Source organism: Occultella kanbiaonis (genome assembly GCF_009708215.1).
GTDB classification, from domain to species: domain Bacteria; phylum Actinomycetota; class Actinomycetes; order Actinomycetales; family Beutenbergiaceae; genus Occultella; species Occultella kanbiaonis.
This window is the reverse complement of the sequence record NZ_CP046175.1, coordinates 1360203-1383210: the sequence shown is the minus strand read 5'-3', so window position 1 is coordinate 1383210 and position 23008 is coordinate 1360203. Positions and strand designations below refer to the sequence as shown.

The 23008-nt window shown below is 71.5% G+C and carries 21 protein-coding genes and 1 riboswitch; of the genes, 10 read left to right on the top strand and 11 right to left on the bottom strand.

Going from position 1 to position 23008, the window contains the following annotated elements; all coding sequences use genetic code 11:
* The first annotated feature begins 18 nt into the window (after positions 1–18).
* The gene (locus GKS42_RS06115) at positions 19–1617 is read left to right on the top strand and encodes an Hsp70 family protein (RefSeq protein ID WP_154793034.1); all 1599 of its coding nucleotides are present in this window, start codon (positions 19–21) and stop codon (positions 1615–1617) included.
* 6 nt (positions 1618–1623) lie between these two features.
* Here GKS42_RS06115 and GKS42_RS06110 read toward each other — a convergent pair whose 3' ends face one another.
* Positions 1624–2142 carry an ArsR/SmtB family transcription factor gene (locus tag GKS42_RS06110; protein ID WP_154793033.1) on the bottom strand — a complete coding sequence of 173 codons (519 nt, stop codon included), beginning with the start codon at positions 2140–2142 and terminating at the stop codon, positions 1624–1626.
* Positions 2143–2223: 81 nt separating this feature from the next.
* On the opposite strand from GKS42_RS06110, the gene GKS42_RS06105 reads away from it, so the two are divergent.
* The 4 genes from GKS42_RS06105 to GKS42_RS06090 all read left to right on the top strand — a co-directional run bounded on the left by GKS42_RS06105 (position 2224) and on the right by GKS42_RS06090 (position 6818).
* A complete protein-coding gene (locus GKS42_RS06105; protein WP_154793032.1) occupies positions 2224–3585 on the top strand; it encodes an MFS transporter in 1362 nt (453 codons plus the stop codon).
* Between the two features lie 208 nt (positions 3586–3793).
* Complete coding sequence (locus GKS42_RS06100) at positions 3794–4825, top strand: efflux RND transporter periplasmic adaptor subunit (protein ID WP_154793031.1); 1032 nt, start codon at positions 3794–3796, stop codon at positions 4823–4825.
* Complete coding sequence (locus tag GKS42_RS06095; protein WP_154793030.1) at positions 4822–5619, top strand: ABC transporter ATP-binding protein; 798 nt, start codon at positions 4822–4824, stop codon at positions 5617–5619. Before GKS42_RS06100 ends, GKS42_RS06095 begins: the two co-directional genes overlap by 4 nt.
* Positions 5616–6818 carry an ABC transporter permease gene (locus GKS42_RS06090; protein ID WP_154793029.1) on the top strand — a complete coding sequence of 401 codons (1203 nt, stop codon included), beginning with the start codon at positions 5616–5618 and terminating at the stop codon, positions 6816–6818. Before GKS42_RS06095 ends, GKS42_RS06090 begins: the two co-directional genes overlap by 4 nt.
* On the opposite strand, the gene GKS42_RS06085 is transcribed toward GKS42_RS06090, so the two are convergent.
* Positions 6812–7993 (bottom strand): N(5)-(carboxyethyl)ornithine synthase, encoded by a 1182-nt coding sequence (locus GKS42_RS06085; RefSeq protein WP_154793028.1) that lies wholly within the window; start codon positions 7991–7993, stop codon positions 6812–6814. The genes GKS42_RS06090 and GKS42_RS06085 overlap by 7 nt on opposite strands.
* Positions 7990–8124, bottom strand: coding sequence for a hypothetical protein (locus GKS42_RS26755; protein ID WP_269455295.1), 135 nt, complete (start codon positions 8122–8124; stop codon positions 7990–7992). Before GKS42_RS26755 ends, GKS42_RS06085 begins: the two co-directional genes overlap by 4 nt.
* A gap of 170 nt (positions 8125–8294) precedes the next feature.
* Here GKS42_RS26755 and GKS42_RS06080 point away from each other — a divergent pair, with 170 nt between their 5' ends.
* Both GKS42_RS06080 and GKS42_RS06075 read left to right on the top strand, forming a co-directional pair.
* Positions 8295–9287 (top strand): serine hydrolase domain-containing protein, encoded by a 993-nt coding sequence (locus GKS42_RS06080; RefSeq protein ID WP_154793027.1) that lies wholly within the window; start codon positions 8295–8297, stop codon positions 9285–9287.
* Between the two features lie 95 nt (positions 9288–9382).
* Positions 9383–9607: a hypothetical protein gene (locus GKS42_RS06075; RefSeq protein WP_207632234.1), complete on the top strand. Its 225-nt coding sequence runs from the start codon at positions 9383–9385 to the stop codon at positions 9605–9607.
* 72 nt (positions 9608–9679) lie between these two features.
* On the opposite strand, the gene GKS42_RS06070 is transcribed toward GKS42_RS06075, so the two are convergent.
* The 5 genes from GKS42_RS06070 to GKS42_RS06050 all read right to left on the bottom strand — a co-directional run bounded on the left by GKS42_RS06070 (position 9680) and on the right by GKS42_RS06050 (position 14871).
* On the bottom strand, positions 9680–10474 hold the full coding sequence (locus GKS42_RS06070; RefSeq protein ID WP_154793026.1) for an exodeoxyribonuclease III: 795 nt from the start codon (positions 10472–10474) through the stop codon (positions 9680–9682).
* Positions 10468–11859 carry a UTP--glucose-1-phosphate uridylyltransferase gene (locus GKS42_RS06065; protein WP_154793025.1) on the bottom strand — a complete coding sequence of 464 codons (1392 nt, stop codon included), beginning with the start codon at positions 11857–11859 and terminating at the stop codon, positions 10468–10470. The genes GKS42_RS06070 and GKS42_RS06065 overlap by 7 nt, the downstream gene beginning before the upstream one ends.
* Positions 11860–11961: 102 nt before the next feature.
* Positions 11962–12819, bottom strand: coding sequence for a bifunctional 5,10-methylenetetrahydrofolate dehydrogenase/5,10-methenyltetrahydrofolate cyclohydrolase (locus tag GKS42_RS06060; RefSeq protein WP_154793024.1), 858 nt, complete (start codon positions 12817–12819; stop codon positions 11962–11964).
* Positions 12816–14114, bottom strand: coding sequence for a serine hydroxymethyltransferase (gene glyA, locus GKS42_RS06055; RefSeq protein WP_154793023.1), 1299 nt, complete (start codon positions 14112–14114; stop codon positions 12816–12818). Before glyA ends, GKS42_RS06060 begins: the two co-directional genes overlap by 4 nt.
* A 40-nt stretch (positions 14115–14154) precedes the next feature.
* A riboswitch (ZMP/ZTP riboswitch) is annotated at positions 14155–14243 on the bottom strand.
* 82 nt (positions 14244–14325) lie between these two features.
* Positions 14326–14871 carry a GNAT family N-acetyltransferase gene (locus tag GKS42_RS06050; RefSeq protein WP_154793022.1) on the bottom strand — a complete coding sequence of 182 codons (546 nt, stop codon included), beginning with the start codon at positions 14869–14871 and terminating at the stop codon, positions 14326–14328.
* Between the two features lie 60 nt (positions 14872–14931).
* Between GKS42_RS06050 and purU the strand changes: the two genes are divergently transcribed.
* Complete coding sequence (gene purU / locus GKS42_RS06045) at positions 14932–15789, top strand: formyltetrahydrofolate deformylase (protein ID WP_154793021.1); 858 nt, start codon at positions 14932–14934, stop codon at positions 15787–15789.
* A 138-nt stretch (positions 15790–15927) separates the two neighbouring features.
* Here the strand turns inward: purU and GKS42_RS06040 are convergent, their stop codons facing one another.
* Together GKS42_RS06040 and GKS42_RS06035 are read right to left on the bottom strand one after the other, a co-directional pair.
* Entirely contained in the window at positions 15928–16575 is a 648-nt protein-coding gene (locus GKS42_RS06040) for a phage holin family protein (protein ID WP_154793020.1), read from the bottom strand.
* Positions 16576–16684: 109 nt separating this feature from the next.
* Entirely contained in the window at positions 16685–19759 is a 3075-nt protein-coding gene (locus GKS42_RS06035) for an alpha-mannosidase (protein ID WP_154793019.1), read from the bottom strand.
* Positions 19760–19930: 171 nt separating this feature from the next.
* On the opposite strand from GKS42_RS06035, the gene GKS42_RS06030 reads away from it, so the two are divergent.
* Positions 19931–20512 (top strand): HdeD family acid-resistance protein, encoded by a 582-nt coding sequence (locus GKS42_RS06030; protein WP_163542772.1) that lies wholly within the window; start codon positions 19931–19933, stop codon positions 20510–20512.
* 89 nt (positions 20513–20601) lie between these two features.
* Here GKS42_RS06030 and GKS42_RS06025 read toward each other — a convergent pair whose 3' ends face one another.
* Positions 20602–21588: a malate dehydrogenase gene (locus GKS42_RS06025; RefSeq protein WP_154793017.1), complete on the bottom strand. Its 987-nt coding sequence runs from the start codon at positions 21586–21588 to the stop codon at positions 20602–20604.
* A gap of 253 nt (positions 21589–21841) precedes the next feature.
* Here GKS42_RS06025 and GKS42_RS06020 point away from each other — a divergent pair, with 253 nt between their 5' ends.
* Positions 21842–22975: an MIP/aquaporin family protein gene (locus tag GKS42_RS06020; RefSeq protein ID WP_154793016.1), complete on the top strand. Its 1134-nt coding sequence runs from the start codon at positions 21842–21844 to the stop codon at positions 22973–22975.
* Positions 22976–23008: the final 33 nt, after the last annotated feature.

Here is a 23008-nt window from a genome sequence, read left to right as displayed (position 1 = left end):
CGTTGCTAGGCTGAGGCCATGCACCTGGGCGTCGATCTCGGCACCACCCGGACCATCGTCGCCGCCACCGACCGGGGCAACTACCCGGTGGTGAGTTTCCTCGACAGCGACGGTGACGCGCACGACCACTTCCCGTCCGTGGTGGCCGACGATGCCGGCGAACTCGTCTACGGCTTCGACGCGGTTGCTGCCGGTCACGCCGGTGCGGCGACCCTCCGCTCCTTCAAGCGGACGCTCGCCGCAGCCGACGTCACCGGGGCGACACCCGTGGCCATCGGATCACGCACCGAGCCGATCCTCGACGTCCTGACCGGTTTCCTGACCGCGCTCCGGACCGCCCTGTACGAACGCTCGAACCTGCCCCGCGCAGCCCGCAACGCTCGGGCACGCGAGGCCTCCCGGACCGTGGTCGGGGTCCCGGCGCACGCCCATGGGGCACAGCGCTACCTCACCCTGGAGGCGTTCCGGCGCGCCGGCTTCACGGTGACCGCCATGATCAACGAGCCGTCCGCCGCCGGCTTCGAGTACACCCACCGCCGCGGCACCACCGTGAGCTCCAGACGCACCCGCGTGGTCGTCTACGACCTCGGCGGCGGCACCTTCGACGCTTCGCTCGTGGACGTGCGGGACACCGACCACGACGTCCTCGCCACCGCCGGCCTCAACCGGCTCGGCGGCGACGACTTCGACGAGGCCCTGGTGCGGTGCGCGCTCGCAGCGGCCGGCGCCTCCGGCACACGGGATCCCGAGCTCCTCGAGAGCCTGCGGGAACAGGCCCGCGACGCCAAGGAACGACTCACCCCGCAGTCGCGGCGGATCGCCCTCGAGGTTGGTGACACCGAGGTCACCGTCGGGGTCGACGACTACTACGAGGCCGCGGCGCCGCTCCTGCAGCAGACGATCGACGCGATGCGCCCGCTCCTCGCGGCGCTGCCCGCCGACGACGAGCCCGACCCGGCCGGGACCGCCGCGGAGGCGGCGGACCCGGAGTCCGCCGAGGACCTCACCGAGATCGCGGGCATCTACCTGGTCGGCGGTGGCAGCGGTCTCCCGCTGGTGCCCCGCCTGCTGCGCGAGCAGTACGGCCGCCGCGTGCACCGGTCGCCGCTGCCGGCGGCGTCCACCGCGATCGGGCTGGCGATCGCCGCGGACCCGGATGCCGAGTTCACGCTCTCGGACCGTCTCTCCCGGGGCTTCGGGGTGTTCCGCGAGCGCGACGGTGGCGCCCGGCTGAGCTTCGACGCCATCCTGCGCCCGGACGCGGCGCTGCCGGCCGACGCCGACGAGGACGCCGTCATCGTGCGCCGGTACCGTGCCGCCCACAACGTGGGCCGGTTCCGGTTCGTGGAGTGCACAGCCATCGACGCCACCGGTGAACCGCGCGGCAACATCGTCCCGTTCGCCCAGGTGACCTTCCCGTTCGATCCCGCCCTCCAGGGCGCGGACCGGACCGCGGACGTGTCGGCCGCCGAGGTGCACCGCCGCGACGACGGGCCGCTCGTCGAGGAGCGGTACGTGATCGACCGGAACGGGATGATCGAGGTCCGGATCACCGATCTGGACTCCGGCTACGGCCAGACCCACACCATCGGTGCTGCCGGCAGGTCGCAGGGCTAGCCGCAGTCAGATCTGGCGCAGCCGTCCGGCGTCCTCGTGCAGAGCGAAGAACAGTGACACGGGCTCACCGTCGGGGTCCGGCTCGCGGGCCGCATACTCGGCGAACAGGTCCGAGAACCGGCGCAACAGATCGTGCCGATCCTCCTCGTTGAGCCGCAGCCCGAGCCGGACCACCTCGGCCCGCGCGGGATCGGAGAGGGCGAACTCGTCCAGGAACGCCTGGATCAGGATCCGTCCCTGACCCGGCCCCATCGGCGTGCGCCAGGACTTGCGGGTCGCCAGGTAGGGCACCTCCCGGGCGCCCCGCTTGCCCTGCCGCTCCGGCTGGGCGGCGAGGAAGCCCCGATCAGCGAGCAGTCGCACGTGGTGGAACGTGGTCGCCGGAGCCATCGCGAGGCGCCCGGCGATCTCCTTGTTGGTCAGCGCCTCGTCCAGGCACAACCTCAGGATCCGCATCCGCAGGGCCGAACTCAGAGCCCGGGCATCGGCGTCTGCGGCGGTGCCGGGGACGGCCGCGTCGGTCATGACCCGATGCTACCCAGGAACCGACACGTGACCTCTCCCTAGTGATTGACATTTCCCAATCACTGCGTCCACGATGGTCACATGGTCGAGACCAGCACCCCCGATCCTGGCGCGGACGCGACCGCAGCGGCCGGGCCACCGGACCCTGCGGACAAGCCCCGGGCGCTGTGGCACCACCGGGACTTCCGCCACCTCTGGGCCGGCGATGCGCTCGGCCAGCTCGGCGCCCAGTTCACCGGCCTTGCCCTGCCGGTGCTCGCCGTCGGCGCGCTCCAGGCGACCGAGTGGCAGATGGGGGTGCTCTCCGCCGCGAACATGGCGGCCTTCCTGTTGATCGGCCTGCCGGCCGGGGCGTGGGTGGACCGGATGCGCAAGCGCTCGGTGCTCATCACGGCGGACCTGTTCCGCGCCGTCATCCTGGCCGGGGTGGTCGTTGCCGCCCTGACCGGCACCGCATCGATGCCCCTGCTCTACGTGGCCGGCCTGCTGCTCGGCAGCGCCACGGTCTTCTTCGACGTCGCGCACCAGTCCTACGTGCCCGCCCTGGTCGGCATGGATCACGTGGTGGAGGGCAACGCCAAACTGCAGGCGACGGCGTCGGTCGCCCAGGTGGCCGGGCCCGCCGCCGCCGGGGTGCTGCTTCGGTTCGTCACCTCGGGTGCGCTGATCGGGTTCAACGCGCTGACCTACGTGTTCTCCGCGCTCTTCGTGTCCCGGATTGCGCACCGCGAGACGCTGCCGCCCCGGGATGAGCGGCGGCCGCTCGTGGTGGAGATCCGGGAGGGCCTGTCCTTCGTACTGCGGGAGCCACTGCTGCGCCGGATGGTCGCCTGCACCGCGCTCGGCAACCTCGCGTGGGGCATCCTGTCCGCGCTGCAAGCCCTGTACATCCTGCGTGACCTGGACCTGGGTGAGGCGGCGCTCGGCACCATCTTCTCCGCCGCGTCGGTGGGTGCGCTGATCGGCGCGCTGCTCGGCCGCAGGGCCGCGGAGTGGATCGGCGAGGCCAGGCTGGTCCCGGTGAGCGCGCTCGCGATGGGGATCCCGATCGCGCTGGTCCCGCTCGCGTCGGTGCTGCCTGTCCCGCCGACGGTGACGCTGATCGTGGGACTCGGGCTCAGCTACACGATGATGGTGGTCTACAACATCGCCACGGTGAGTTTCCGCCAGCGACTGTGCCCGCCCCGGTTGCTGGGCCGCATGAACGCGTCGGTGCGGTTCATCGTCTGGGGCACGATGCCGTTCGGCGGCCTGCTCGGCGGTTGGCTCGGCAGTTCGTTCGGCGTGGTCGGGGCCCTGTGGTTCGCCGTGATCGGCACGCTCCTCGCGGCGCTCCCGGTGGTGCTCTCACCGCTGTGGACGATGACGACCCTGCCGACGGCCGCCGATGACGATCGGGGCACGACCGCCGGCCCACCGGCAGGACCCGGCCCGGCGGACTGACCGCGCGACCCCGGGCGATTGCGTCAAACGCCGCTGCCGATGAGTACCCGTACATCGCACGGTCCGTCGCGGAGCTCATGAGCGCCCAGCGTTCAAGCCCGCACACACGGCGGCCAGTTGTGGCTAGGCTGACCCGAGCACAGGGGGTGCGGACCGGCGTGGGCGCCGGTCCCGGGGTCACGCCGAACGACTGCAGGGGGCTGTTGCCATGGGTGTCACGCGCCGAATCGTCTTTCCGGCGCTGCGGATCGTGATCTGGGCGGTGATCGCCGTCGCGCTGCTGCAGCTCGCCTTCGGCGGCGGCACCACGCCGACCGGGGATCCCGACGCCGGTCCCGAGGAACCTTCGGCCGTGTTCGAGGAGCCCCAGGTGGAGGTCACCACCGCCACGATCACGAATCAGGTGACCCTGGCGGCCACGATCGTCGCCGACGGCGCCGTGACCGCACGGGCGAATCTGGACGGCACCATCAACTACTTCGAGGTGGACGAGGGCGCCGTCGTCACCGAGGGCGACCGACTGCTCGTCATCCGGCAGGAGACGCCGCGCGATCCGGTCGAGAGCACCGACGACGAGGGCAACGTCACCGTCACCCCGCGCAGCCCGGAGGTCACCACCACCGTGGTGCGCGCACCAGCCTCGGGCGTGGTCCGGTTCTCCGTCCTCGAGGACCAGGCCGTCTCCATCGGCGATGCGGTCGCGACCGTCACGCCCGGCACGTTCTCCGTGCTCGGCTCGCTGACCCCGGAACAGCAGTACCGCCTGATCTCGGCGCCGGCCGAGGGGCAGGTGGAGGTGCCCGGCGGGCCCGCCCCGTTCACCTGTACCGGCCTGACCACGGGCGTCGCCACAAGCGCCGACGGCGCCCCCGACGAGCAGCCCGACGGCGGGGCCCAGGCCCCCACCGACGGCACCACCGTGCAGGCCCGGTGTTCCGTGCCCGCCGAGGTCACCGTGTTCCCCGGCCTGACCGCCTCGCTGGTGATCACCAGCGGCGAGGCCGCCGACGCCCTGGTCCTGCCGGTGACCGCTGTGCAGGGACTGTTCGAGACCGGGGTGGTCTGGGTGGTCGGTCCGGACGGCGAACCCGAGGAGCGACCCGTGACCCTGGGCCTCACGGATGGCGAACTGGTCCAGATCGTCGACGGCGTGGCGGCCGGCGACCTGGTCCTCGAGTTCGTCCCGGGCGCCGAGATCGAACCCATCGATCCCTACGCGATGGACCCGGGGGTCGGATGAGCCTCCTGGAGCTGCGCGGGATCACCCGAACGGTCCGTCTGCCCGACGACTCCCGCCTGGACATCCTGCGCGGGGTCGACCTGAGCGTCGGCGCCGGTGAGCACATCTCGATCGTGGGCAGGTCGGGCACCGGGAAGTCCACCCTGCTGAACATCCTCGGGCTGCTCGACGCCCCTACGGACGGCGAGTACCTGCTCGACGGGACCCCGATCGGCAGACTCGGCAACCGCCGTCGGGCCCGGCGCCGCGGCGACGACTTCGGCTTCGTCTTCCAGCAGTTCAACCTGCTGCCCGGGCGGACCGCCCTGGAGAACGTGATCGCGCCACTGCTGTACGCACGCGGCCGCACGTTCTGGCGGCGACACTCGATCGCCGCCTCGATGCTGGACCGGATGGGCCTCGGCGACCGGCTGGACTCCAAGCCCGAACAACTCTCCGGCGGCGAGCAGCAACGGGTCGCGATCGCCCGCGCCCTGGTCCGCACCCCGCGGGTGATCCTCGCCGACGAGCCCACCGGCGCCCTGGACGTGGACACCGGCGCCGAGATCATGAGCATGCTCGACGAGATCGCGTCCGACACCGGCGCCGTGCTGATCGCGATCACCCACGACCTCGCGGTCGCCGCCCGGGCCACCCGCCACTTCCGGCTCGGCGAGGGCGTGCTCACCCCGATCACGATCGCGCCCCGCACCGCCGGGACCCTCGCCGAGCTCGGCGATCCACTGACCGCGACGGACGTCGTCGACCCGGAGGCCGTCCCGGCCCTCGCCGAGGCCGAGGCGGGACCGGCATGACCGGGTTCGTCGGCGCCCTGGTCGAGGCGTGGGGTGAACTTCGGATCCATCGGCTGCGGGTGCTGCTCTCGCTCATCGGCGTGGCCGTGGCGGTGGCGGCGATGACCGGCGTCACGGCGCTCGGAGACATCACCCGGCAGGCCCAGGCGGAACTCAGCGAGGCCCAGAGCGGGCGGCCGGCGACGTTCCGCGTGGACGCCTGGTCCGAGACGTCGACGCTGGACGCGACGGCCACGACCGCGGCGTTCCGCGAGTTCGTGGACCGCTACCAGATCGAGCAGGCTTCACTGATCACGTACTCCACGATGCCGGTCCGGATGCCGACGGCCACCTGGGACGTCACGGTGCAGGCGGTCGACCCGCCGTACGGGACGATGCACCGGATCGCCCCGATCCATGGGTCCTGGTTCACCGCGGCGGACGCGGACCGGTACTCTCCCGCGCTGGTGGTGAACGAGGCGTTCCTGCGCGAGCTCGGCGTCACCGACCTGTCCGGACGCCCCACCGTGCTGATCGGTGCCCGCGAGCCGGTCCGGGCGACGGTCACCGGCGTGATCGCCGACCTCTGGCCCGGCGCGTACCCGGAGGCCTACATCCTGAGCTCGGCGTACGAACGGTGGATCCCGCCGAACCCCGAGTACTTCACCGTCCCGGCACTCGAGGTGTGGGTGCCGCCGGAGGACGCCGAGGTCGCGGAGGAGTATCTGAACCGGGATCTGAGCGCCGCGCTCGGCGCCGGGACACAGGTCCAGATCTACCGCCAGGACGCGTTCGGCATCGAGGCGTTCGACCAGGTCTTCCAGCTGGTGGTCACGGGCATCGGCGTGCTGGTGCTGATGCTCGGTGCGCTGAGTCTCGTGAACATCTCACTCGTGACGGTGCGCCAACGCATCCGGGAGATCGGCATCCGCCGTTCCTTCGGCGCGTCCTCGGGGCGGATCTTCTTCTCGATCATGATGGAGTCGCTGGTCGCGACGGTACTCGCCGGCGTCGTCGGGGTCGGGATCGCCGTGGTCGCGGTACGCAACGCCCCGATCGAGTCCCTGATCGGCTGGGGCACGATCCAGGACTTGCCACCGTTCCCTGTCTCCGCAGCGGTCACCGGGCTGGTGGCCGCCACGGCGATCGGGGCGCTGGCCGGGCTGCTGCCGGCCCTCGTGGCGGTGCGGGTCAAGCCGATCGACGCGATCCGCTACTGAGCAGGCAGCCCGAGGTCCTGACCCTCGAGCACTGCGTGCGGGTAGGCGTCCGCACGCCCCTGGAACCGAAGGACGTCCGGATTGCGGATCCGTCCGTCCTGGATCTCGATCGCTCGGCTGATCGTCTCGTCCCCGGCCCATCCGGTCGGGCCCTCCATGACCGTGCGCAGGAACGGCAGCAGGGCCTCGCTGTTCTCCCACGTCGAGGAGTCCCACAGATAGGACGGGCTGTGGTCGACGGCGTAGTGGTAGACGTGGTCGCCCACCACGAAGATCGGGTCCGCGAAGCTCGTCGAACGGGCCCAGCTGAATCCCATCCCGTCATCGCAGGAGACGTCGATGATGAGGCTGCCGGGCCGCAGCAGCGCCAGGTCCTGCTCGTGCAGATAGGTCAGCGGTGCCAGCGGATCCTGCAGGGTGCAGTTCACGACGATGTCGCTGTCCGCGAGGAACGGAGCCAGTGGCACCCTGCCCACCTCGCTGATCACGTGGCTCGGTCGGGACGGATCGTCATCGTGGTCCAGGCGAAGGATCCGTACGGACGGGATCGGGGAGCCGACCGCGGCCACCTCCCGGTTGGTCAGGACGTGGACGTCGTGAACCCCGTGAGCGTTCAGCGCGGTCACAGCGCCACGGGCAGTGGCCCCGAAGCCGATCACGACGGCTCGTCGGCGCCGCCCGTAGTCACCGGTGAAGCCGCGCAGCTGCATGGCATGCAGCACGGAGCAGTAGCCGGCCAACTCGTTGTTCTTGTGGAACACGTGCAGGCCGAACCCGCCGTCCCTGGTCCAGTGGTTCATCGCCTCGAACGCGATCAGGGTGAGCCTGCGGTCGATCGCGAGCTGGGTGATCGCCCGGTCCTGTACGCAGTGCGGCCAGCCCCAGAGGGTCTGCCCCTCACGCAGTTCCGCCAGGTCGCTGGGCTGCGGCTTGGGCAGTACCACCACGTCGACCTCGGCGAGCAGGTCGGTGCGTGGGAGCACGCCGCCGACCTGCCCGGCCAGGACGGCGTCGCTCACCCCGAAGCGGTCGCCGTAACCGTGCTCGACGACGATCCGGGCGCGTAGGTCCGCGTCGATGCGCTCGAGATGGGCGGGGTGGATCGCGAGACGGCGTTCGTCCGGCTTGCGGGAGGTGCCGAGCAGGCCGAGTCGCAGATGGTCGGGCACGCTCACCGCTTCTTCTTGGTGACGACCGCCTCCACGGCGCTCGCGTGGTCCGCGGCACGGGACCGCTTGTCCGCCTTGTCGGCGCGCTTCTCCTTGAGGGACTTTCCGGCCTTCTTGGCGTTGGACTTGTCGTTCATGACGAACTCCCTCGTTCACGAGGCCAGAACCGGCCCGTAGCCTGAGAGTAAGCCACCGGGACCTGCCGAACGGCCGATCGGGTCGCCACCCGGGGCCCGGCTGCGCCACCCGCACGCTTCCCCGCAGAGGCGGGTGACTCCTCACCGATCTGTCAACTATGGTTGCCTGCATGGACCCGCAGACTCGGGGGGCCAGCTCGGGCGCACAGCTCGCCGCGAGGGCCCACACATTGCTAGGACCCCGACATCCGGTCTTCGCCGTCGCGACCCTCACGCCGGACGCGGTGACCGTCGCCTCCCGCGGCGCCGACCTGCACGCCGACTACGAGATCGCGTCGGTCTCGAAGGGGATCACCGGACTGCTCTACTCGGACGGTCTGGCCCGTGGGGAGATCCGCAGCGACGCGACCCTCGGCTCGCTGCTTCCGCTGGGTGGGACGCCCGCGGCGGACGTGACGTTGGCGTCGGTCAGCACGCATCGCTCCGGGCTGCCCGGGCTGCCCCGGTCGGCACAACCGTGGCGCCGGACGGTCGCCCTGTGGCGACACGGCACCAATCCCTACGGCGAGACCCTGGCGCAACTTCTCGACCAGGCTCGAGAGGTCCGGGTGAGCAGGCCACGGGCCCGATACTCCAACTTCGGGTTCGAGCTGCTGGGCCATGCGGTCGCCGGCGCCGCGGGGATGACCTTCGCGGACCTCGTCCGGGACCGCCTGGCCCGAACCCTCGGGCTCGAGGGCGTGTACGTCCCGGCGAACACCGACCAGCTTCGGCCCGGCGCGCTCACCGGCACCTCGGTGCGGGGCCGGCCACGGCAGCCCTGGACCGGGGAAGCGCTGGGACCGGCCGGTGGGATCCGGGCCCGCATCGGGGACATGGCCCGCCTCGCGGCGGCACTGCTCGACGGCTCGGCGCCCGGCACCGCCGCCCTCGACCCGGTCGCGTCGCTCGGCATGGGCACCCGGATCGGCGCCGGCTGGATCACCACGCCGGTTGACGGACGTGCCATCACCTGGCACAACGGAGGGTCAGGTGGGTTCCGATCCTGGTTCGGGCTCGACCGCACCGCGGGCACCGGCGCCGTCATCCTGACGGCCACCGCCGCCTCGGTCGACCGCCCCGGCTTCGCGCTCCTCGCCGAGCTGAGCGGACCCCACGAGTGACTGAGCCGCGGGTGAGGCCGGGGCAGTTCGGCGGTCGGAGGGCGCAGTAGGCTCGGTCCACCATCACTCAGCGACACCCGAGCAGAGGACCCCACGTGATCAGGAAACCCCTGCTGGCCGTCGTCGGCATCATCGCCATCCTGATCGGGCTCGTCTGGGCGGGCCAGGGCTCGGGCATCCTGCCCGGCAGTGTCATGACCGGGGACCCGACGTGGCTCGTGATCGGCCTGATCCTCATCGTCGCCGGCCTCGTCCTGGGCTACCTCAGCACGCGCGGCCGGTCCTGGCGCAACCCGAACGGTCCGCCCGGGCAACACTGACGGCTCCGCCGACAACTCCCCCGGCGCCGCCGACAACTCCCGGGCGCCGCCGCACGTCGGCACGGCCCGGCCTCAGAGGTCGTAGAGCACCCGCACCGGCGCGTGGTCGGAGAACCGCGCCTCGTAGGTGGGCGCACGGTCGATCACCGCGTCCTTCGCGCGCTCGGCGAGAGCCGGCGTGGCGAACTGGTAGTCGATGCGCCACCCCGAGTCGTTCGTGTACGCCTGACCGCGCCAGGACCACCACGTGTACGGACCGGGGCCGTCGCCGCCGAACCGGCGGCCCAGGTCCACCCAGCCCTGCTCGTCGATCCACCGGTCCAGGTAGGCACGCTCCTCGGGTAGGAAGCCCGCAGACCTGCGGTTCGTCTTCCAGGCCTTCAGGTCGACCTCACGGTGGGCGATGTTCAGGTCACCGCCGACCACGATGCACCGGCCGGTGGCAGCCAGTACGCCCATCCGCTCGGTGACGGCATCGAGGTGCGCGTACTTGAGGTCCATCGACGGCGTCCCGGCGGTCCCGGAGTGCAGGTAGGTGGAGACCACGGTGACCGGTTCGCCACCGAGCTCGAGATCCGCCTCAACCCACCTGCCGACGTCCGCCTCCGGTTCGTCGGCGCGGAGCCCGATCCGGACCGCGGTGAACGCCTCACGGGCGGCGACGGCGACCCCGGCACGCCCCTTGGCCGCGCCCTCGGTGTGCACCACGTGCCAGTCCGGGCCGAGGTGCTCGGCCAGGATCTCGTCCGTGGCGCGGACCTCCTGGAGCAGGAGCACGTCCGGGGTGTGTTCGGCGATCCACACCCCCATGCCCCGCCGGAACGCGGCCCGGATACCGTTGACGTTGACGGAACCGATGCTCAGCATGTGACCTGCCCGGAAAGTCGAGTGCCGTCGGCGATGGTCGCGGGCTCCTCTGCGCGCACCTGGACGTCGCCGACGCAGACGACGCCGGCGCCGAAGGTCACGTCACCGGTGACCTCCAGGCCGGTGCACTCGCGCAGCGACGGCGGCCCCGCCGGGAACCGCGCCTCGAAGTCCGGGACGAGCTTGTAGTGGCCGTCGAGCCGGATCGCCGGCTCGTCGTGCGTGATGACCGAGTTCACGACCGAGTCCTCATCGAGTGAGAACACGTCCGAGCGCAGCAGGAGCAGCTCGTTGGTGGTCTTGACGGGCCGGAACCGGCGTCGCGGCACCAGCAGGGCCTGGGACCCTTCGAAGGCCTCGACCGCCGTGCCCATCGCGGACTCGATCTGGATCACCGGCGTCGAGGAGGAGTCCGAGGGGTCCACGGTCTTGCGGTTGACAACGATCGGCAGGCCGAGCACGCCGTCCCGCTCGTCGAGGAGCCGCTCGAGCACCTCGAGGTCCACCCACAGGTTGTTCGTGTGGAAGTACTGGTGGCGGTCGTTGTCCTGGAAGTGGTGGTCCTCCCCGTCGGCGACCATCGCGCTGTCCCGCAGGATCATCCGGCCGTCGCTGCGGCGACGGGCCAGGTGCCCGCCCTTGCGGTCGTTCGCGGTGCGGGGGCAGACCTCCGCCGCGTACGGCACGGCCGCCTCGAACATCCACGCCGCCACGTCCGGGTCGCAGGTGGCACCGAGGTTGTCCGCGTTGGACAGGAACACGTACCTGATCCCCTGTGCGCGCAGGGCCCCGAGCAGGCCGCTGCCCTGGAGGGCGACGTAGATGTCACCGTGCCCGGGCGGGCACCACTCGAGCTCGGGGTCGGCCGGCCACTCGACCGGTGCGAGGGTGTCCGCCCGCAACTTCGGCTCCGCGTTCTGCAGGAAGTCGAGCGGCAGCCCGTCCACGGCCAGGTCCGGGTACTTCTCGAGGATCGCCAGGGACTCGGACCGCGTGCGGAACGAGTTCATCAGGATCAGCGGGAGCTGCACGTCGTGCTGGGCACGCAGGGCGAGGACCTGGCGGGCGATGATGTCAAGGAACGTGAGCCCGTCGCGCACCTCGAGGGCGGACTTCGGCCCGGTCATCCCCATCGAGGTGCCGAGCCCGCCGTTCAGCTTGATGACGGCGGTCCGGGCCAGGGCGTCGCGGCGCTGCTCCGGGGTTGCGGCGAAGTCGCCGAGCGCCGGGACCTCGCCGAGCGGCTCGATGGTCTCCTCGGGGATCAGGCCCTGCGCACCGGCCGCAAGGTCGCGCCAGTAGTGGGCGAATACGTTGATCGCCCGGGGGTCGATGCCCCGCGCCTGCATCTTCGTGATGGCTGCCTGCAGCCCGTCCTCAGTCATGCCTCCAACCCTATGACGAGCCGACGACGGCGGGTGCCGGGCGTCCATATGCCGCCCGGCACCCGCCGTCGTCGTGGTTCGTGGCCGCCCAGCGGCCAGGCGTCAGCCGGCGCGGCGCTCCGCGGCCTCGACGGCGTTGCGGAACAGCAGCGCGATCGTGGTCGGTCCGACGCCGCCGACCCGTGGGGTGATCGCTCCGGCGACCTCCTCGCAGGACTCGTCCACGTCCGGCAGCAGGCGCTTGCCCTCGTACCGGACCCCGCCGCCGATCACGGTGACACCCGGGGTCAGGTGTTCGGGCTGGAGGATGCCGGGCACGCCGGCGGCCGCGATGACGACCTCGGCACGCCGGGTGTAGTCGGCCCAGTTCGGGACCCCGGTGTGCACCACGGTCACGGCCGCGTTCGCCGTCGGGCGCTTCTGGCTGAGCAGCAGCGCGAGCGGTCGCCCGAGCGTGGTGCCGCGGCCCAGGATGCACACCTCGCGCCCGGCGATCGGGATCTCGTAGTGCGCTAGCAGCGCCTCGATCCCGGCCGGGGTGCACGGCACCGGTCCCGGCATGCCGAGGGCGAGCCGTCCCATGTTGACCGGGTGCAGCCCGTCCACGTCCTTGTCCGGGTCGAGCGCGAGCAGGGCTGCGTCGAAGTCGATCTGAGGCGGAGTGGGGTGCTGCAGCAGGACGGCGTCGACGTCGGCCGCGTCGTTCATGTCGCCGATCGCGGCGAGCACGTCCGCCTGGGTCGCGTCGGCGCCGAGGTGGATGTGCGGGGAGGTCAGGCCGAGCGAGGCGGCCTTCTCCTGCTTCATCCGGATGTACCCGGCACTGGCGGAGTCGTCCCCGACCAGGATCGTGCCCAGACCCGGGGTGTGTCCGGCGGCGACGAGCGCGTCGATACGCGGGCCGAGTTCGGCGAAGACCGCATCGGCGACCGGCTTGCCCGGCAGCAGGCGCGCACTCACTGCTGCAGTCCGGGGTAGAGCGGGAACGCGTCGGTGAGGGCCTTGACCCGGGCGCGCGCGGCGTCCAGATCCGCCCCGGCGCCGGCGGCGAGCACCCCGCCGATGATGTCGGCCACCTCGGTGAACTCGGTCTCACCGAACCCGCGGGAGGCCAGTGCAGGGGTGCCGATCCGCAGGCCGGAGGTGACCCGCGGGGGCCGCGGGTCGAACGGCACCGCGTTGCGGTTCACGGTGATCCCGGCAGCGTGCAGGAGGTCCTCGGCCTGCTGACCGTCGAGGTCGGAGTGCCGCAGGTCCACCAGGACCAGGTGCACGTCGGTGCCACCGGTGAGCACCGAGACTCCGGCGGAACTGACGTCGGTGGCGGTGAGCCGCTCGGCGAGGATCTGCGCGCCGGCGATGGTCTGGCGTTGCCGCTCGGCGAACTCCGCACCGGCCGCCACCTTGAACGCGACGGCCTTGGCCGCGATGACGTGCATCAGCGGTCCGCCCTGCTGGCCAGGGAACACGGCCGAGTCGAGCTTCTTGCCGAAGGTCTCCTTGTCACGCGAGAAGATCACCCCGGAGCGCGGGCCGCCCAGGGTCTTGTGCACGGTGCTGGAGACCACGTCGGAGTGCGGGATCGGGTTCGGGTGCAGGCCCGCGGCCACGAGACCCGCGAAGTGCGCCATGTCCGTCCACAGGTACGCGCCGACCTCGTCCGCGATCGACCGGAACGCCTCGAAGTCGAGGTGGCGGGGGTAGGCGGACCAGCCGGCGATGATCACCTGGGGCCGGGCCTCGAGCGCCTTGGCCCGCAGCGCGTCGTAGTCGATCCGGTGGGTCTGCTCGTCGACGCCGTAGGAGGCGACGTTGTAGAGCTTGCCGGAGAAGTTGATCTTCATGCCGTGGGTGAGGTGACCACCGTGGGCCAGCTGCAGCCCGAGGATGGTGTCGCCCGGCTTGATCAGAGCGTGCAGCACGGCGGCGTTGGCCTGGGCCCCGGAGTGCGGCTGGACGTTGACGTACTCGGCGCCGAACAGTGACGAGGCCCGCGAGATCGCGAGGTTCTCGGCGATGTCCACCTGCTCGCAGCCACCGTAGTAGCGGCGGCCGGGGTATCCCTCGGCGTACTTGTTCGTGAGCACGGACCCCTGCGCCTGGAGCACGGCGCGCGGAACGAAGTTCTCGCTCGCGATCATCTCGAGGGTCTCGCGCTGGCGGGTCAGTTCCCCTTCGAGCACGGCGGCGATCTCGGGGTCGAGCTCCGCGAGCGACTGGTCGCGGACAGGGACGGTGGACGTGGGCTGGCTCATGCTTCCTCCGCAGGCGATGCAGTGATGGGTCTCATCGGATCACTCAGGCCCAGGCGGGCGACCTCGAGTAGGTGTTTCTGCATCGCTCCCCGGTGGTGATCCACCTCTGCGCCAGTCGCGACGGACCCAGCCTAGCAAGCCCACCGGCGGGTTCGTCCAGTACGTTCCGCGTCGCGGGATGACCCATCGACCCCGGCCGGAGTCCCGCCGGTCAGGCCTCGGCGGGCGAGGCCGTGGCCCCGTCCTTCTCCTGCAGGCCGGTCTCGCCCGTCTCCATCTCGCCGAGGATCTTGCGCAGGTAGGCGTAGGTGAGGTCGCCGGCGTTCTGGTCGTACTGGTGCTCGAAGCCGTGCTTGGCGTACAGGGAGAGGTTCTGCTTGGAGTCCTGCCCGGTGAACACCCACACCTCGTTGGTCTGCTCCGGCAGATAGCCCAGGACCGACATGAGCAGCTGGGTCCCCAGGCCCTGGCCCTGCAGGTCCGGCACCACCGCGAGACGGCCGAGCAGGGCCCGGTCCTCCTCGAGGCCGACCCGCACCGAGCCGACCAGCCGAGGACCGATCCACGCGCCGAGCGTGACGACGTCTGCCCGGGCCAGGTCCTCACGCAGCTCGTCGAACGTCTGCGTCAGGGCCGGAATGTGCGGGTCGTCGTACAACTGCGCCTCGGTCACGAATGCGGCGCGCCGCACCGTCAGCAGCTCGCCGGCGTCCTTGTCCTCGACGACGTCGATCCTCAGCTCGTCCATGCCCCCCATCCTTCCACTGACCGGCGCCCGCGCGAACCCGAACCGCCCAGGGCCGACTAACCTCGCCGTGTGACGAACGCAGCCCCCGAGCACTGGGTCCTGACCCTCTCCTGCCCCGACCGCCCCGGGATCGTGCACGCCGTCGCCGGCGTGCTCGCCGCGAACGGGGGCAACATCACCGAGTCCCAGCAGTTCGGGGACGCGGGCACGGGGCTGTTCTTCATGCGCGTGCAGGTGGAGTCCGCGACCGCGAAGGCGGACCTGGAGTCCGCGCTGACCGAGGTCGCCGAGGAGTTCTCGATGACGTGGACCCTGGACCGCGTGGGCCGCCCGGTGCGGACCGTGGTGATGGTCTCCACCGCGGCGCACTGCCTGAACGACCTGTTGTTCCGCGAGCGCGAGGGCCGGCTGCCGATCCAGGTGGTGGCCGTGGTCTCCAACCACACCGAGCTGGCGCCGACGGCGCAGTTCTACGGGGTCGGCTTCCACCACATCCCGGTCACCTCCGGCACAAAGCAAGCCGCCGAGCGCGCGCTGCTTGACCTGGTCGACGAACTCGACGCCGAGCTCGTGGTGATGGCCCGCTACATGCAGATCCTCTCCGATGACCTGTGCCACGCGCTGGAGTGCCGGATCATCAACATCCACCACTCGTTCCTGCCGAGCTTCAAGGGGGCGCGGCCCTACGCCCAGGCGCACGACCGCGGCGTCAAGCTCATCGGTGCCACGGCCCACTACGCCACCGCATCCCTGGACGAGGGGCCGATCATCGAGCAGGACGTGGAGCGCGTCACCCACGCCGACGACGCCGCCGAGCTGGTCGCGATCGGCCAGGACGTGGAGCGACGGGTGCTCGCCCGCGCGGTGCGCTGGCACGCCGAGCACCGGGTCCTGGTGGACGGGCACCGCACGGTCATCTTCCGCTGAACGGCGCCGCCCGCTCCCGGCCCGGCGCCGGCTGGTCGCGCAAGCACGAACACGAACGCCCCGCCGGTTCGGCGGGGCGTTCGTGTCTGTTGAGCCATGGTCGACGGCGGTCGGTCGCCGCCGCGGTGGGGCTCGCCGTTACGGGCGGTACTCGCCCGGCCGCGGGCCGGAGTCGGAACCGGGCGCCGGGTAGCCGCCGGGCGGGGTGACGCCGGGCGGCGTGACGCCGCCGGACGAGCCGGTGTAGGCGGTCGGGTCGAAGTTGCCGCCGGCGGTGAACGACGCGGCCTTCTTGGCCTTGTTGTAGCTCACGAGCCCGCGGATGCCGACGATCAGGCCGGCCAGCATGAAGTACCACGGGAAGTAGTAGTTGCCGCCGGTCGGGCTGCTGGCCGCGATCCCGAAGCTGATGGCGAACACCAGCACCGCGGCGGCGAGAATGCCGAAACCGATGAGAGCGGAGTTGCGGGCCTTCTTGACCTCCTCCTGGGCCAACGCCGCGGAGGCCGTCCCGGAGGCACCGTAGGGCGAGGCACCCGCGGGCGCGGACGAGCCGGGACCGTAGACCGGGCTCGAGCCCGGGCCGTAGGCCGGGTTCTGCCCGGAGGACGCTCCGTATCCAGGGTTCTGCCCGACCATCGGCGCAGCCGCGCCCGCGGCATCGTCGACCCAGTAGTTCCAGCCCGCCGGCGCCGGCGGCCACGACGGGTCCGGCTGCCAGCCCTCGGGCGGGGTGAAGTTCGGCGGGACCTGCCACCCCGGCGGGGCGTTGAATCGTTGGCTCATGCGGAGCAGCCTAGGGCAACTGCGGGGCCGCGCCGGCCAGCGTCCATGGGGACAGATGCCCATCGCTGCGCCGCTGCTGCAGCCGCGACCACGCGCACCCGGGGGCCGCTCACCTCGCGAACCGGAGCGTGCAGATCTGGAACGGCCGGAGGGTGACCGTGGCGCTCCCGCCGTCGGTCTGCGTGAGCACGCCCGGCCCGTCCTCGCGGGGGCGTTCGAGCAGGTCGGTCTCGGTGACCGACGTCACCGGGAAGTCCGCCGTGATCGCTGCACGGGCGCGCCCGCCGAGGGACTCGTACAGGCGCACGATGACGTCCCCGCTGCCGTCCTCCGCGAGCTTGACGGCCTCGATGACCACGGCGTCGTTGTCAGTGCGCAGCAGCGGCGCGACGAGGGTGCCGGAGCCGGCGCCGGCGACGGTGCGCACAGGCAGGTTCATCCGGTAGCCCTCCCGGACGGACTCGGCGATGCCCGCGCCCGGGCGGATGCTCGAGCGCAGCACGTGCTCGCCCTGGTCCGCATCCGGATCGGGGAACAGCGGGGCCCGCAGCAGCGACTGGCGGACCACGGTGATCGGCCGGCCGGCCGGGTCGAGGTCGGCCCGGATGTCGTGGCCGTAGGTCTGGTCGTTCGCGACCGCAACGCCGTAGTCGGCCTCGCCGACGTGCACCCAGCGGTGCGCGACGGTCTCGAAGCGGGCCGCGTCCCAGGAGGTGTTCGTCGCGGTGGGCCGGTGGATGTGCCCGAACTGGATCTCGGAGGTGGCTCGCTCGGCCTGGACGTCGATCGGGAACGCGAGCTTGAGCAGTTTCTGCCGCTCGTGCCAGTCGACCTCGGTGGTGATCTCCAGGGCCGGGGAGTCGGCGGCCAGTTCCAGTCGTTGGGTGATGGTCGAGGAGCCGAACCGACGGCGGATCACCAGTCGGGCGGTGGTCGCGCCGTCGCCGGCGGGCTCGGCGACGATCTCCTGCGCGGTGTCGAGATCGCGCACGTCGTGGCGGTAGTGGGCGTCGATGTCCCAGGCGTCCCACTCGTTCGGGATGTCCCGGTGCACCTGGAGCAGGTTCGCGGCCATCCCGGCCGGCACCACCTCGCGGTCAGCGGCGAGGTCACGCAGCGAGGTGACCAGGCCGCGCGGGTCCACGACCACCCGAAGGTGCGCGTTGCTCAGGACCCAGCCCTCGCCGTCGGGCTCGATCGTGACGGCACCGCCGTCGGGCTCGACCGAGCCGGCCGCGGCGGCGCCCCCGAGGGCGGGCACGCCGGCCCGTGGGAACGGCCCGGCGTTCAGGGCGATCCGGTCCTCGCCGGCGCCGACCAGGTGGCCGAGCGCGGTGGCGATGAGGGTCTCGAGCTCGGCCTCGATGAGGGCGTAGTTTCGCTCAGCCTCGCGGTGCACCCAGGCGATCGACGAGCCGGGCAGGATGTCGTGGAACTGCTGCAGCAGGACCAGGCGCCAGATCCGCTGCAGCGCATCGGCCGGATAGTCCGCCCCGGCGCGGACCGTCGCCGCCGTGGCCCACAGCTCCGCCTCGCGGAGCAGGTGCTCGCTGCGACGGTTGCCGGCCTTCGTGCGGTGCTGCGAGGTGTAGGTGCCGCGGTGGTACTCGAGGTACATCTCGCCGGTCCAGGTGGGCGGGTCGGCGTACTCCGCGCGGGCCTGCGTGAAGAAGTCCGCCGGGGTGGACAGCGTCACCTTCGGCGAGCCCTCGAGGTCAGCGGTGCGCCGGGCCGCGGCGAGCATCTCGCGCGTAGGTCCGCCCCCGCCGTCGCCGTAGCCGTAGGGCAGCAGCGAGGAGTTCGCCCGGCCCTTCTCGGCGTACTGGCGCTCGGCCTTGGCCAGTTCCGCGCCGTTGATCATCGAGTTGTAGGTGTCCACCGGCGGGAAGTGGGTGAAGATCCTGGTCCCGTCCGACCCGGCCCACTGGAACGTGTGGTGCGGGAACCTGTTCGTGTCGTTCCAGGAGATCTTCTGCGTGAGCATGGACTCCTTGCCGCTCGCGCGCGCGATCTGCGGCAGGGCCGCGGTGTAGCCGAAGGAGTCCGGCAGCCAGACCTCCTTGGGCTCCACGCCGAACTCGTCGATGAAGAACTGGGTGCCGGCCACGAACTGACGGGCCAGCGCCTCACCGCCGGGCATGTTGGTGTCCGACTCGACCCACATCCCGCCGACCGGGATGAACCGACCCTCACGGACCCGCTGCGCGATGCGCGCGTACAGCTCGGGGTAGAACTCCTTCATCCACGCGTACTGCTGGGCCGAGGAGCACGCGAACGTCACGTCCGGGTCGGCGTCCATCAGGTTCAGCACGTTCGAGAACGTGCGCGCGCACTTGCGCACGGTCTCCCGGACCGGCCACAGCCAGGCCGAGTCGATGTGGGCGTGCCCGACGGCGTGCAACCGGTGCGCGCTCGCGTGGGCCGGTGCGGCCAGCACGTCGGCCAGTCGCTCACGACCGGCCGCGGCGGTGCCGGCCAGATCGTCGGGGTCGACGGCGTCGAGCATGTCCTCCAGCGCCCGCAGGATCTGCGCACGCCTGGGTGAGGTGGCCGGCAACTCGAGCATGAGACCCTGCAGCGCGTCGACGTCCTGGGTCAGTTCCCAGACATCGACGTCCAGCAGCGCGAGGTCCGCGGCCCGCAACTCATAGATCGGGTCGGTGCCGGCGGTGGCCTTGTCCCCCATCGGGGTCGGCTTGATCCACTGCCCGTTCGGCACGTCCGGGTTGGCGGCCGCCTCCACGTACAGGTCCACCCACTCCCCGGGTGCCACGTCCAGCGGCAGGTAGTGGTTGCGGGGCTCGAGGCCCTTGAGGAGCACCCCGTCGGGTGACCAGATCGCACCCTCGGTCTGGAAGCCGGGGCCGGCGCCGGAGAACCCCAGGTCGACCAGCAGTTCCAGCCGGACCGCACCGGCGCCGTCGGCGATCAGGTCCTGCGCCCACTCTGTGGGCACCTGCCCGCGCACGTGGAACCAGACCGTGCTCCACGGCCGGCCCCACGGGCTGCCGATCTCGAACGGGGTGAAGTCCTGGCTGAGCGCCTCGGCGAACGGCACCGGTTCGTCCGGGACCTCCCAGGCGGTGACGGTCAGTGGGGTGCGGGAGCGGTACGCGGCGGTCTCGAGGCGTTCGGCGACGAAACGACGAAGGCGGTGCTCGGTGCGGGCAGTGGTGTCATGCACGGCGGATTCTGACTCCGATGTCGGTGGCGGACGTGACCACGGACAACCGTAGCCGGATCCGGGCCGTGTCCATACCGGCTCCTGCCGCCGCGTGGCACGGACCGCGGGGCGGGCACCGGTGGTATCAATGGCGTACGTCACTTCCGCCAGGGGGAGAGAGCAGGAGCAACCGTGTCCGAGTCGCCAACCAATCTCGTCTCCAACCTCGCCAAGGGGGCCTGGTACTACCTGGCGCTCCGCGGGGCCATCGCGATCGTCTTCGGCATCCTCGCCCTGGTCTGGCCGGACAAGGTCCTGACCGCGTTCGTCCTGCTCCTGGGCATCTTCTGGGCCGTCGACGGCGTCCTCGCGATCGTCCACGGCATCCGCACCCGGGGTACACCCGGAGCCGGCTCCGAGATCTTCTTCGGGATCCTCGGCGCGGTCGCCGGCGTGTTCCTGATCGTTCGGCCCGCGGTCGGGACCGAGATCCTGCTCATCGTGGCAGGCGTCTGGGCCATCATCGGCGGACTGATCCTCGGGATCTCCGCCGTGCGCGGCCGCAAGAGCCTCGGCGCGGCCTGGACGCTCGGACTCGCGTTCGGCGTGATCACCCTGGCGTTCGGCATCTTCCTGGTGGCGGCCCCGGGCGTCGCCGCCACCACCTTCGGGATCCTGCTCGGCATCTACGCCCTGCTCGCCGGGATCGTGCTGGTGCTGATCGGCCTGAGCGTGCGCGCCGTCGGCCGCTCGGTCGAGACGCCCGCGCCGTAGCGCGGGACGCCCCTCCAGCAGCAACGACGACGGCGCCCGTCCACACGAGGTGGGCGGGCGCCGTCGGGCGTTCGCGGGTCAGGACCGGCTCAGATCAGCCCAAGACCCTTGACGGCGTCGCGCTCCTCGGTGAGCTCGGCCACCGAGGCGTCGATCCTGGCGCGGGAGAACTCGTTGACGTCCAGGCCCTTGACGATCTCCCAGGCGCCGCCGGTGGAGGTCACCGGGAACGAGGAGATGAGGCCCTCGGGGACGCCGTAGGAGCCGTCCGAGGGGATCGCGGCGGAGGTCCAGGAGCCCGCGGGGGTGCCGTTGACCCAGTCGTGCACGTGGTCGATGGCGGCGTTCGCCGCGGAGGCTGCGGAGGACGCACCGCGCGCCTCGATGATCGCGGCGCCGCGCTTGGCGACGGTCGGGATGAACGTGTCCTCGAGCCAGGCCTGGTCGTCCACGACCTCGGTGGCCGGGCGGCCGCCGATCTGCGCGTGGAAGATGTCCGGGTACTGGGTCGCGGAGTGGTTGCCCCAGATGGTCAGGTTCTTGATGTCGCCGACTGCGGCGCCGGTCTTCGCGGCGAGCTGGCTGAGGGCGCGGTTGTGGTCCAGGCGGGTCATCGCGGTGAACCGCTCGGCCGGGATGTCCGGGGCGTTCGCCTGTGCGATGAGGGCGTTCGTGTTCGCCGGGTTGCCGACGACGAGGACGCGGATGTCGTCCGCCGCGCCCGCGTTCAGGGCCTTGCCCTGCGGCCCGAAGATGCCACCGTTCGCCTCGAGCAGGTCGCCGCGCTCCATGCCGGGGCCGCGCGGGCGCGCGCCGACGAGCAGCGCCACGTTCGCTCCCTCGAAGCCCGCCGTCGGGTCGTCGAAGATGTCGATGCCGGCGAGCAGGTCGAACGCACAGTCGTCCAGCTCCATCGCGGTGCCCTCGGCAGCCTTGACCCCCTGCGGGATCTCCAGCAGGCGGAGCTTCACCGGGGTGTCGCCTCCGAGCAGCTGCCCGGAGGCGATGCGGAACAACAGGGCATAGCCGATCTGGCCGGCGGCCCCCGTGACCGTCACGTTGACGGGCTGAGTCATGGTCGAACTCCTGTCTTGGTCTGGTGACCAGGAGCGCGGGGCGCGGCGTTCGAGGAAGAGCGCGAGCGCGTCGGGGAACTCCTGGGCGGTCTGCCACCGGTCGCGCCGACCCGCAACGGAGCGGGCGGCCGGTATGCGCCACCAGATTACTCGACATCGAGATACCGGGCGCCGTCAGCGTCCACGTTCAGCGGACTCCCAGCCCGGGGTGAGAGGCTAGGCCCCGATCACGCCCTCTCTCGACGGGATACTCATGACCAGCACCACCATCGTTGACGATACCGACCACGGCGTGGCGGACGACGCGTACGTCGCGGAGCGGCCCCGCTCGCTGGGCGAACGCCTCGGTGCCGAGTTCGTCGGCACGTTCATCCTCGTGTTCCTCGGCCTCGGCCTCGCGGTCTACGGGGGGATCCTCTTCAACGCCGACCAGGTGGCCGAGGCGCTCGCCTGGGGCGTGGCACTGATGGCCGCGATGGCCATGTTCGTGTACATCTCGGGCGGCCACTTCAACCCGGCGCTGACGCTCGGGGCTGCGATCACCGGCCGGCTGTCCTGGTCCGCGCTCCTGCCGTACTGGGTGGCACAGGTCGCCGGTGCCGTCGCCGCCGCCGCGTTGCTGTTCATCACGACTCCCGCCGAACTGCCCACACAGCTGCAGCTGACCTCGGTGCGCGCTCTGTTCGCACAGTCCGCGAGCGGCTTCGGCGAGAACTCGACCTTCGCCCGCGCCTCGACCGGGGCGATCAGCACCACGATGCTGCAGGTCCTGATCGTCGAGGTCGTCGCCACGGCCCTGTTCGTGGCGGTGGCGCTCGCCGTCACCCGCACCACGACCTCGCTCCGCCGCGGCTACTCGGCGGCGATCGTGACCGGCCTCTTCTACGGCCTGCTCTCGGTGGCTACCGCGTTCGTGGCCGGCGGCGCGATGAACCCGGCCCGCGCCACCGCGATCGCGGTCTTCTCGGAGAGCTGGGCGCTCGGTCAGGTGTGGCTGTTCTGGGTGGCACCGCTGCTCGGCGGGGCCATCACCGCGCTGCTGTTCACGGTGTTCGCGCCCGAGCCCCTGCCCGTCGCCGAGTACGACGACGATGACTACGAGGACGAGGACGACGACGACGAGGAGTACGACGAGGTCGACGACGCCGACGAGGCCGAGGACGGGGCCGCCACGCACGGCGCCGCGTCGGTCACCCTCGACGAGACGGCCGATGGGCCCGACGAGGTCGTCAACTGGACCGAGGTCGACGAGGCCGAGGTCGACGATGCCGAGGTTGACGACGAGGACGCGGACGAGACCGACCGGGCCGGCGGTACCTCGGACGACGACGCCGAGGACGACCACGACGACGGGGCGCCGACGCCCGAGGGCACCACTCGCCCCTGATCGCTCTGACCGCCGGACGCACGCACCACGGAG

Excerpts from the sequence above, each read along its gene's own strand:
- GKS42_RS06115 (WP_154793034.1), top strand. The coding sequence starts at position 19 with ATGCACCTGGGCGTCGATCTCGGCACCACCCGGACCATCGTCGCCGCC.
- GKS42_RS06110 (WP_154793033.1), bottom strand. The coding sequence starts at position 2,142 with ATGACCGACGCGGCCGTCCCCGGCACCGCCGCAGACGCCGATGCCCGG.
- GKS42_RS06105 (WP_154793032.1), top strand. The coding sequence starts at position 2,224 with ATGGTCGAGACCAGCACCCCCGATCCTGGCGCGGACGCGACCGCAGCG.
- GKS42_RS06100 (WP_154793031.1), top strand. The coding sequence starts at position 3,794 with ATGGGTGTCACGCGCCGAATCGTCTTTCCGGCGCTGCGGATCGTGATC.
- GKS42_RS06095 (WP_154793030.1), top strand. The coding sequence starts at position 4,822 with ATGAGCCTCCTGGAGCTGCGCGGGATCACCCGAACGGTCCGTCTGCCC.
- GKS42_RS06090 (WP_154793029.1), top strand. The coding sequence starts at position 5,616 with ATGACCGGGTTCGTCGGCGCCCTGGTCGAGGCGTGGGGTGAACTTCGG.
- GKS42_RS26755 (WP_269455295.1), bottom strand. The coding sequence starts at position 8,124 with ATGAACGACAAGTCCAACGCCAAGAAGGCCGGAAAGTCCCTCAAGGAG.
- GKS42_RS06080 (WP_154793027.1), top strand. The coding sequence starts at position 8,295 with ATGGACCCGCAGACTCGGGGGGCCAGCTCGGGCGCACAGCTCGCCGCG.
- GKS42_RS06070 (WP_154793026.1), bottom strand. The coding sequence starts at position 10,474 with ATGCTGAGCATCGGTTCCGTCAACGTCAACGGTATCCGGGCCGCGTTC.
- GKS42_RS06065 (WP_154793025.1), bottom strand. The coding sequence starts at position 11,859 with ATGACTGAGGACGGGCTGCAGGCAGCCATCACGAAGATGCAGGCGCGG.
- glyA (WP_154793023.1), bottom strand. The coding sequence starts at position 14,114 with ATGAGCCAGCCCACGTCCACCGTCCCTGTCCGCGACCAGTCGCTCGCG.
- GKS42_RS06050 (WP_154793022.1), bottom strand. The coding sequence starts at position 14,871 with ATGGGGGGCATGGACGAGCTGAGGATCGACGTCGTCGAGGACAAGGAC.
- GKS42_RS06040 (WP_154793020.1), bottom strand. The coding sequence starts at position 16,575 with ATGAGCCAACGATTCAACGCCCCGCCGGGGTGGCAGGTCCCGCCGAAC.
- GKS42_RS06025 (WP_154793017.1), bottom strand. The coding sequence starts at position 21,588 with ATGACTCAGCCCGTCAACGTGACGGTCACGGGGGCCGCCGGCCAGATC.
- GKS42_RS06020 (WP_154793016.1), top strand. The coding sequence starts at position 21,842 with ATGACCAGCACCACCATCGTTGACGATACCGACCACGGCGTGGCGGAC.